7 protein-coding genes and 1 pseudogene are annotated in these 8336 nt (G+C 60.8%); 1 reads left to right on the top strand and 7 read right to left on the bottom strand.

The window, feature by feature from the left end:
* From VJV58_RS10455 to tesB, 7 genes and pseudogenes are all read right to left on the bottom strand, one after another.
* A pseudogene (locus VJV58_RS10455) lies at positions 1-150 on the bottom strand (aspartate aminotransferase); the annotation flags it as partial.
* A gap of 151 nt (positions 151-301) precedes the next feature.
* Entirely contained in the window at positions 302-1126 is an 825-nt protein-coding gene (locus tag VJV58_RS10450) for a DUF3658 domain-containing protein (RefSeq protein WP_324137270.1), read from the bottom strand.
* Between the two features lie 198 nt (positions 1127-1324).
* Positions 1325-2767: an ammonium transporter gene (locus VJV58_RS10445; protein ID WP_324137269.1), complete on the bottom strand. Its 1443-nt coding sequence runs from the start codon at positions 2765-2767 to the stop codon at positions 1325-1327.
* Positions 2768-2804: 37 nt separating this feature from the next.
* Positions 2805-3143, bottom strand: a complete 339-nt coding sequence (locus VJV58_RS10440) for a P-II family nitrogen regulator (protein WP_324137268.1) — start codon at positions 3141-3143, stop codon at positions 2805-2807.
* 304 nt (positions 3144-3447) lie between these two features.
* Positions 3448-4752, bottom strand: coding sequence for an ammonium transporter (locus VJV58_RS10435; RefSeq protein WP_324137267.1), 1305 nt, complete (start codon positions 4750-4752; stop codon positions 3448-3450).
* 169 nt (positions 4753-4921) lie between these two features.
* Entirely contained in the window at positions 4922-5260 is a 339-nt protein-coding gene (locus tag VJV58_RS10430) for a P-II family nitrogen regulator (RefSeq protein WP_324137266.1), read from the bottom strand.
* Positions 5261-5458: 198 nt separating this feature from the next.
* Entirely contained in the window at positions 5459-6319 is an 861-nt protein-coding gene (tesB, locus tag VJV58_RS10425; RefSeq protein ID WP_324137265.1) for an acyl-CoA thioesterase II, read from the bottom strand.
* Between the two features lie 169 nt (positions 6320-6488).
* Between tesB and VJV58_RS10420 the strand changes: the two genes are divergently transcribed.
* Entirely contained in the window at positions 6489-7709 is a 1221-nt protein-coding gene (locus tag VJV58_RS10420; RefSeq protein ID WP_324137264.1) for a ubiquinone biosynthesis hydroxylase, read from the top strand.
* The last annotated feature ends 627 nt before the right edge of the window (positions 7710-8336 follow it).

The following is an 8336-nucleotide window of genomic DNA, read 5'->3' as shown; positions in this document are numbered from 1 at the left end:
CGGGTGCTGTGGTTCGCCCAACGAAAGCGTAATCAATGGCTTAGCCGGTTTGTACGGGGCCAGCAGTTCGGTCAGCCGGGCGAATGGCGAGCGCTCGCTTTGCTGGGTACCGGCGTCTTGCGGCGCGCGGGATGAAGCGGTGATTGCCATACTTTAGCGCCAGCACTGTTCGGCAGCCGATCGCACGATGAGACCAGCTGGAAACGTATCAAGCCACCATAGATACGGCGAGGTTAAGACGCGATTAACCAATGGACCCAGCCGCGGTTTTCGGGGTCTGGTGATCCAATCACCACGACGTTCAATCAACTACTGGCGCTTTCGCCTGGGGGCGCCGCACCTCGCTGTCAAAGATGTCGCGTTCCGATCGGCCCCGAATTTCCAGACAACCGCTTTCGACTAATGCATTGATGCGCGCCCTCAGAAGAAGGTCGTTAACCGGAAGGGAATCGTCCGTTCCGGAGGCCAAGCACTGTCCGACGATCCTCGATACGCGCTGCCAATTCTCCGTCACAAAAGAAATCAACGACGAATCGAAAAACGACATCGGCGCCGACACAAGCTCGTGATTCTCGATCACGCGCAGCGGCGCATTTTCGGAACGGAGCTGCCGCCAGCGATTAAGATGCTGCTCCCGCGCTGTCGCATCCAGTGGTTCGGCCAAATCCCACATCTTGTGTTCGCATATCGTGTCGGGAGCAAGCATCCCGAGACCAAAGGCTAGCCGCTGACGCGGCGGGCCGTCCTCCGGATCGTATGAAATCGTGACGTCTGTCAGATCAACCACATCGCACCGCTCGTCGCCGAGCCGCCACAACCACTCCAGAAAGCCGGCATATTCTCTCGCCGAACGCCGGGTCAGCCATGCGACCTTTCGACCATTGGGAAAACGCCCTTCGTCCCACACTCGCGCTGAGTCATCGGTGCAGCTCTCCCAATCGGCGCGACCGAGTTCAGTATCGACCCACTTCGCGCGCAGCGAACGCTCGGCAGGATTGATCGGTCCGAAGCTCATGTCATCGAAAGAAGCTACAACCTGATCGTGCCGGCCAGCTTTTGCTATTGCCTGGACCAGGCAACCGCCGCCAGAGGCTGTGAAAACAAAATGAAGGATGGTCTGCGTCATCGCTGCTCCCCCGGCCGAGCCGTTAATGACCGCATTCGCCGTTCGCTTCAAGTGCGGCCAGTTGCAAACGAGGGAGACGCTCAGACAAAGGGGCCCCAGCTTGCGCTGGAGCCCCTCGACGGTCCGGGCATTGCCGGGTATGTGCCCAAACCGTTGATTGCAGCGCGATCCCGTGAGATCGCGCCCTCTGGCGAGAACTCACATATTGTAGGCGCGCTCGGTGTGCTCGGTGATGTCGAGGCCTTCGCGTTCGGTCTCGACGTTGGCACGCAGGCCGACGATGATGTCGACGACCTTGTAGAGAATTGCCGAACCGATGCCCGACCACACCAAGGTGGTGCAGACGCCCCAGATCTGGGAAATCATCTGCGCGGTTAAATCGTAATCGGCGATCTTGCCGGTGGTGTAGTCCATGATCCCGGCGCCGCCGAGCGCCGGGTTCACCAGGATGCCGGTGCCGAGCGCGCCGACGATGCCGCCGATGCAATGGACGCCGAACACGTCGAGTGAGTCGTCATATCGCAGGGCGTTCTTGATCACCGTACAGAAGAACAGGCAAACCACACCAACGACGAGACCGAGCACAATGGCGCCCATCGGTCCGGAATAACCAGCCGCCGGGGTCACTGCCACAAGCCCCGCCACCGCACCCGACAAGGCGCCGAGCAGCGACGGATGCCCCTTGATGATCCATTCGGCGAACATCCACGACAGCGCCGCTGCCGCGGTCGCGACAAAGGAGTTGGTCATCGCGAGCGCCGCGCCGCCATTGGCTTCGAGGTTGGAGCCGGCGTTGAAGCCGAACCAGCCGACCCAGAGCAGCGAAGCGCCGATCATCGTCATGGTCAGCGAATGCGGAGCCATCAGCTCCTTGCCATAGCCGGTCCGCTTGCCGATCAGCAGCGCACCGACCAGTCCAGCGATTCCGGCATTGATGTGCACCACCGTACCGCCCGCAAAATCGATTGCACCCTTCTTGAAGACCCAGCCGGCGTCGGCGTTGACTTCATCGAGCTTGGCCTGCGCCGCAGCCTTCGCAGCGGCATCACCCGCCGCGGCAAGCGCTTTGACGGCATCCGAGATCGCGTCCGGTCCGGCCCAGTACCAGACCATGTGAGCGATCGGGAAATAGATCAGCGTCACCCAGAGCGGAATGAACAGCGCCACAGCGGCAAACTTCATGCGTTCGGCAAAGGCGCCGACGATCAGGGCGGGCGTTATCGCCGCGAACGTCATCTGGAAGCAGACGTATACGAGCTCCGAAATGTTGGCATCAACGCTGAACGTCGCGGCCTTGGAGTCGGTCGTCACGCCCATCAGGAACGCTTTGGAGAAACCGCCGATGAAATCGGACCCCCCGGTAAAGGCCAGGCTGTAGCCGTACAGCGCCCATAGGATGGTGACGATGCACACAGTGTAGAACACCTGCGCCAGCACCGAGAGCATGTTCTTCGAGCGAACCAGGCCGCCATAGAACAGCGCAAGGCCGGGGATCGTCATCAGCAGCACCAGCACCGTCGATGTCAGCATCCAGGCGTTGTCGCCTTTGTTGACGGTTGGTTCGGCGTAAGCGGCGCTAGCGGCGAACATGCCGGCTGCAAAGACAGCCAATCCCGCGCTATAGGGACGTTTGAACGTCATTTGTTTTGCTCCTGAGTGAATAGGGTTGAGCGCGAAATCAGAGTGCCGCGGCATCGGCCTCTCCCGTGCGGATGCGAACCGCATGGTCGAGGCTGATGACGAAGATCTTGCCGTCGCCGATTTGCCCGGTTTTTGCGGCCGACGTGATGGCCTCGATGGTCTTGTCGAGCTGGTTGGAGCCGACCGCGACCTCGATCTTGATCTTGGGCAGGAAACTCACGGCGTATTCAGCACCGCGATAGATTTCCGTATGGCCCTTCTGTCGGCCATAGCCTTTGACTTCCGTCACCGTGAGACCATGAACGCCAATGGCGGTCAGGGCGTCGCGGACTTCTTCGAGCTTGAATGGCTTGATGATCGCCATAACAATTTTCATCGGTCTTATCCCCGCTTGGCCCGGTCCAGACGCGACCGGGCGTTCTCGACTGAGGTTCACCACGCGGAGAAAGTCACAACGCGGGCACAGCCGACCCGTGTAGAATCAAATGCCGTGCCAGATCGGGCCGGTTCCCTAACAGACTATCAACGCGCACCTTTTCGAGGTTTGCGCCGGCAATGCCCGGTTGCGCTGTTGGACCACGCTCAAAGCCTAGCCACGCCTGCCTAAAAGGCGGGCATGGCAAACTCCCCATCTCACTCTGCTGATCGCGTGGGCAGGACGCGGTGTCGAACAGGGGTATCTACTGCAGGGCTTCACCGTGCTGCGAAATGTCCAGGCCTTCCAATTCCTGCTGTAGCGAAACGCGCAGCGGCACGAACGCGCCCACCACTTTCAGCAGCACAAACGTGAGCGCGCCGGACCACAGCAAGGTGACCACCACTCCGTAGAACTGGATCAGCAGCTGACGCGGGTTGCCTTCGATCAATCCGGGTGTCCCGCCGATCGCCGCCGCGGCAAACACCCCCGTCATCAAGGTGCCGATCATGCCGCCGATGCCGTGGACGCCGAACACATCCAGCGAATCGTCGTAATTGAATCGGAGTTTCAACGAGGTGCAAGCCCAGAAGCACACCGCCCCCGCAATCACGCCAATGACGATGCCGTGCCAGGGCGCGATGAAGCCGGATGCCGGTGTGATCGTTCCCAGTCCGGCCACCGCGCCCGATATCATGCCCAGGACCGACGGCTTGCGCCGGGTCCACCATTCGATCGCGGCCCAGGTCAGCGCGCCAGCGCAGGCGGCAAGGTGGGTCGCGGTAATCGCGAACACCGCGCGTGAGTTCGCGGCGAGCGCCGAGCCGCCATTGAAGCCGAACCAGCCTACCCACAGCATTCCGGTGCCAATCACAGCGAGCGACAGGTCGAACGGCGCCAGATTCTCGGTGCCATAGCCATGTCGGCGGCCCATCACTTTGGCCGCGACCAGCCCGCCGATGCCTGCGCTGAGATGCACCACCAGCCCGCCGGCAAAGTCCAGCACGCCCGCGCTGCCCAGGAAGCCACCGCCCCAGACCCAATGCGCGAGCGGCACATAAACGAACATGAACCAGCCGACGCAGAACATCAGATAAGCCGAGAACCGCATCCGGTCGGCGACCGAGCCTGCCACCAGCGCCACCGTGATGATCGCGAAGGTCATCTGGTAAAGCATGAACAGAGCCTCCGGGATGGTCTTCGCTGCCGGATTGACGCTGTCCATTGTGAGCCCGGCGAGAAACCAGCGGTCGAGCGTGCCGAGCCACCGCCCATCGCCCACGAACGCCAGGGAATAACCGAACGCGATCCAGAGAATTGAAATCACGGCTACCGCAGCGAGGCTCTGTGCCATCGTCGCAAGTACGTTCTTCTTGCGAACCATGCCCGAATAGAACAGCGCCAGGCCCGGGAGGGTCATCATCAGCACCAGGCCGGTCGCCACGATCATCCAGGCGGTGTCGGCCGGATTGATCTCGGAGGCTTCGGCAAAGGCCGGTCCCGTGAACAGAAAAATCGCAACACTGATTGGCGCAGCCAGCTTCGCTGCACGACGGAAGTATGCCCCCATTGATATGTCCCCGGCACGTCGTTTGGTTGATCGCACCACCGGCGTGCGCGCCGGATGCGATGGAGTTGCAAATTCAAAGCTTGGAAGTTCTGCTCTGCCCCAAGCCCCACTGTCTTGGTTTGACGCGTCCTCACTCGCGCAAACCAGTATTCAATTCGTTCGAAACGCCCTAAAGCGCGTCGGTGTCGGTTTCGCCGGTCCGTATCCGCAAAGCGTGATCGATCGGAGTCACGAAGATCTTGCCGTCGCCGATCTGGCCGGTACGCGCGCTCGAAGTGATGACCTCGACCGCCTTGTCGGCGAGCTCCGAGGAGACCGCGATCTCGATTCTCAGCTTGGGCAGGAAATTCACGACATACTCGGCGCCGCGGTAGATTTCGGTATGACCCTTCTGCCGTCCGTAACCTTTGACCTCGGTCACCGTCATTCCGTGCACGCCGATAGCAGTAAGAGCCTGGCGCACCTCGTCGAGCTTGAATGGTTTGATGATGGCAACAACGAGCTTCATGGTCAGGCCTTCACTTTTCTCAAATTTCCTTCGGCGCGCTTCCGCTTGCGCAAGTCTGGCATCTTTTTGTGCAAATGACACAAAAAGTCGCAACTAGGAACGAAAATCCATTGGACCACGTCGCCTCTAGCCCACTCACCGGTTGCTTCTGGACAAAACACAACCGGTTCGGCGGCCTGGGAATAGGAATACGGTGGTTCACTTGCGCTGACGGAGCGAGCCTTCCTGCGCCACGGATGCCACCAGCGTGCCGTCCTGCTTGAAGATCATGCCGCGCGTAAGCCCCCGGCCGCCCTGCGCGCTCGGCGAGTCCTGAGCGTAAAGCAGCCATTCGTCGGCGCGGAACGGCCGGTGAAACCACATGGCGTGATCGAGGCTCGCGGGCATCATGCGCTTGTCGAACAAGGTGCGCCCGTAACGCGCCATGGCGGCATCGAGCAGTGAAAAATCCGATGCATAGGCCAATGCGCACATATGCAGCGCCGGATCGTCAGACAATTTCGAGGCTGTGCGTATCCAGACGTGGATTCGACCGTCATCGATCTTCTGGCCAAAATAACGGCCGAGTTCGACGGGCCGCAGTTCGATCGGGCGATCGGATTCGTAATAGCGGCGGATGAATTCCGGCATCTCCCGAAACATCGGCTGCTTAGCGACCTCTTCGGCGGTCAGCTTCTCGGGCGGCGGCACGTCGGGCATCGCGTCCTGGTGATCGAAGACCGCCTCTTCCTCGATGTGGAAAGACACCATGATCGAGAAGATCGCGTTGCCGTGCTGGATCGCGGTGACCCGTCGGGTCGAATAGCTCTTGCCGTCGCGCAGGCGCTCGACTTCGTAAATGATCGGAATTTGAGGATCACCTGGGAGGATGAAGTAACAGTGCAGCGAATGCGGCAGCCGTCCTTCGACGGTACGGCACGCCGCCACCATGGCCTGTCCGATCACCTGACCACCGAATACCCGTTGCCAGCTGGTTTTCGGGCTGTTGCCACGGAACATATTCACCTCGATCGGCTCGAGATCGAGAATCGAGATCAGGTCAATCAAGCCTTTGGACATCGAAGCGCTTTCTATTGGTCGTTTCAGTGGAAAATCTTGGGGTCGCGAACGTGCATCCAGGAATGAGCAACATTTGTGAGGCTGAGAAGCCTTGTTTTGCGACCCTGTTTCGCCCAGCTAATACCATGTAGCAAGTGTAGTCTCATGAAGTGACGCGTAAGGTTTTAGCATGTCGGCACAGCGTAGCATTGTGATCTGCGGCGGCGCGTTCGCGGGGCTGGCGCTCGCGCTGGCGCTGCGTCAGGGGCTTGGCCGCGATATTCCCGTGATTGTTGCCGATCCCGCATTAGGCGTCCGGCCCAGCCGCGACCCGCGCGCGACTGCCATCGTTGCCGCGTGCCGGCGATTGCTCGATGCGATCGGGGTCTGGAAGGAGGTCGCAGCCGGAGCTCAGCCGATCCTCGACATGGTTGTCACTGATTCCAAGCTGGAGGACGCCACTCGTCCGGTATTCCTGACGTTCACCGGTCATGTCGAACCCGGCGAGCCCTTTGCTCACATGATCGAAAATCGCCAGCTGATCGACGCGCTGGTTCAGCACGCGGAAACAGAAGGAATCGATCTGCGTGGCTGCGCGGTGACAGACTTTGTCTCGCGCCCGGACGGCATCGATGTGATGCTCGCCGACGGCACGACCGTTGAAGCGAACCTGCTGGTGGCGGCCGATGGCGCGCGCTCCAGATTGCGCGAACGGGCGGGCATCGCAACACATGGCTGGGACTACGATCAGTCCGGCATCGTCGTGACCGTCGGGCACCAGCGCGATCATCATGGACGTGCTGAAGAGCATTTCCTGCCCTCGGGGCCTTTTGCGATTCTGCCGCTGACAGGAAAGCGATCCTCACTGGTGTGGACAGAAAACCGCGGCGAGGCAGCCCGGATCGTTGCCTTGAATGAGGACGAATTTCACCGCGAACTCGAGCAACGCTTCGGCCTTCATCTCGGCGAGCTCGCGGTACTCGACAAGCCACGCGCGTTTCCGCTCGGGTATTTCGTGGCGCGCTCGTTCATTGCCGAACGAATGGCGCTGGTCGGCGACGCCGCCCATGTGATTCACCCGATTGCCGGACAAGGCCTGAACATGGGGCTGAAGGACGTAGCGGCGCTGGCCGAAGTGGTGGTCGATGCTGCGCGACTTGGCATGGACCCGGGCCAGGCAGATGTGCTGGATCGATACCAGCGCTGGCGGCGGTTCGACACGATGGCGATGGGGTTTGCGACCAACTCGCTGAATTTCCTGTTCTCGAACAAGTCGACGTTATTACGAACCGTTCGCGACATTGGCCTCGGGCTGGTCGATCGCACGCCGCCGCTGAAAAGCATGTTCATCCGCCAGGCGGCCGGGCTTGCCGGTGAGGTGCCGCGGCTGTTGAAGGGTGAGGCGTTGTAGGGCAAGTGCACCTGCCGATCAGGATTGGTGTCGTCATGGCCGACTCCGCTCTTCCTTATCCCGCGCCACAAGTGGGAGGGATGAACCACCCGCGTTTCCGAGACGCGCGCGCCTTCGCGTTCTCGCCCCGCTCTGCTTCTCCCTCGACCCGCAAGCGAGCGAGCCTTGCTCTTTCTTATCCCTCCCACTTTTGTGGGGAGGGTGGCACATCGTGAGCGGAGCGAACGATGTGACGGGTGGGGTTGTTTCATGCCTCGCGAGCTACCCCCACCCGGCGCTTCGCGCCACCCCAGAGCGAGCTTTGCTCGTCTCGACCCCACGAAGATCGGGGGAGGGATGAAGACCGACGTCAAATTCACACACCACCCACACCTCTGCGATCTCGCCGCGTGGTGCGCGCGAGTTTTTGCCATTCATGAAGCGCATCTGAACGTCAGAGGGCGCAGGGAAAGCCGGGTGCCCCGTTGCACCCGCAGCCTCGCGTGCGAAATAAAAAAGCACACGAGCGTAGTCACCACAGGTTCACCGGACTAACCCGGCCTTCCCTGCGCAATGGTTTTAGCGGCTTACTTCGTGATCTCCCCGGTGACCGGGCTTTTTTGCCACCGTCACCTGCGAAATTACTTT

Origin of the sequence: Bradyrhizobium sp. (assembly GCF_035273305.1) — a bacterium.
Lineage (GTDB): Bacteria > Pseudomonadota > Alphaproteobacteria > Rhizobiales > Xanthobacteraceae > Bradyrhizobium.
This window is presented reverse-complemented; position numbering and strand designations above follow the sequence as displayed.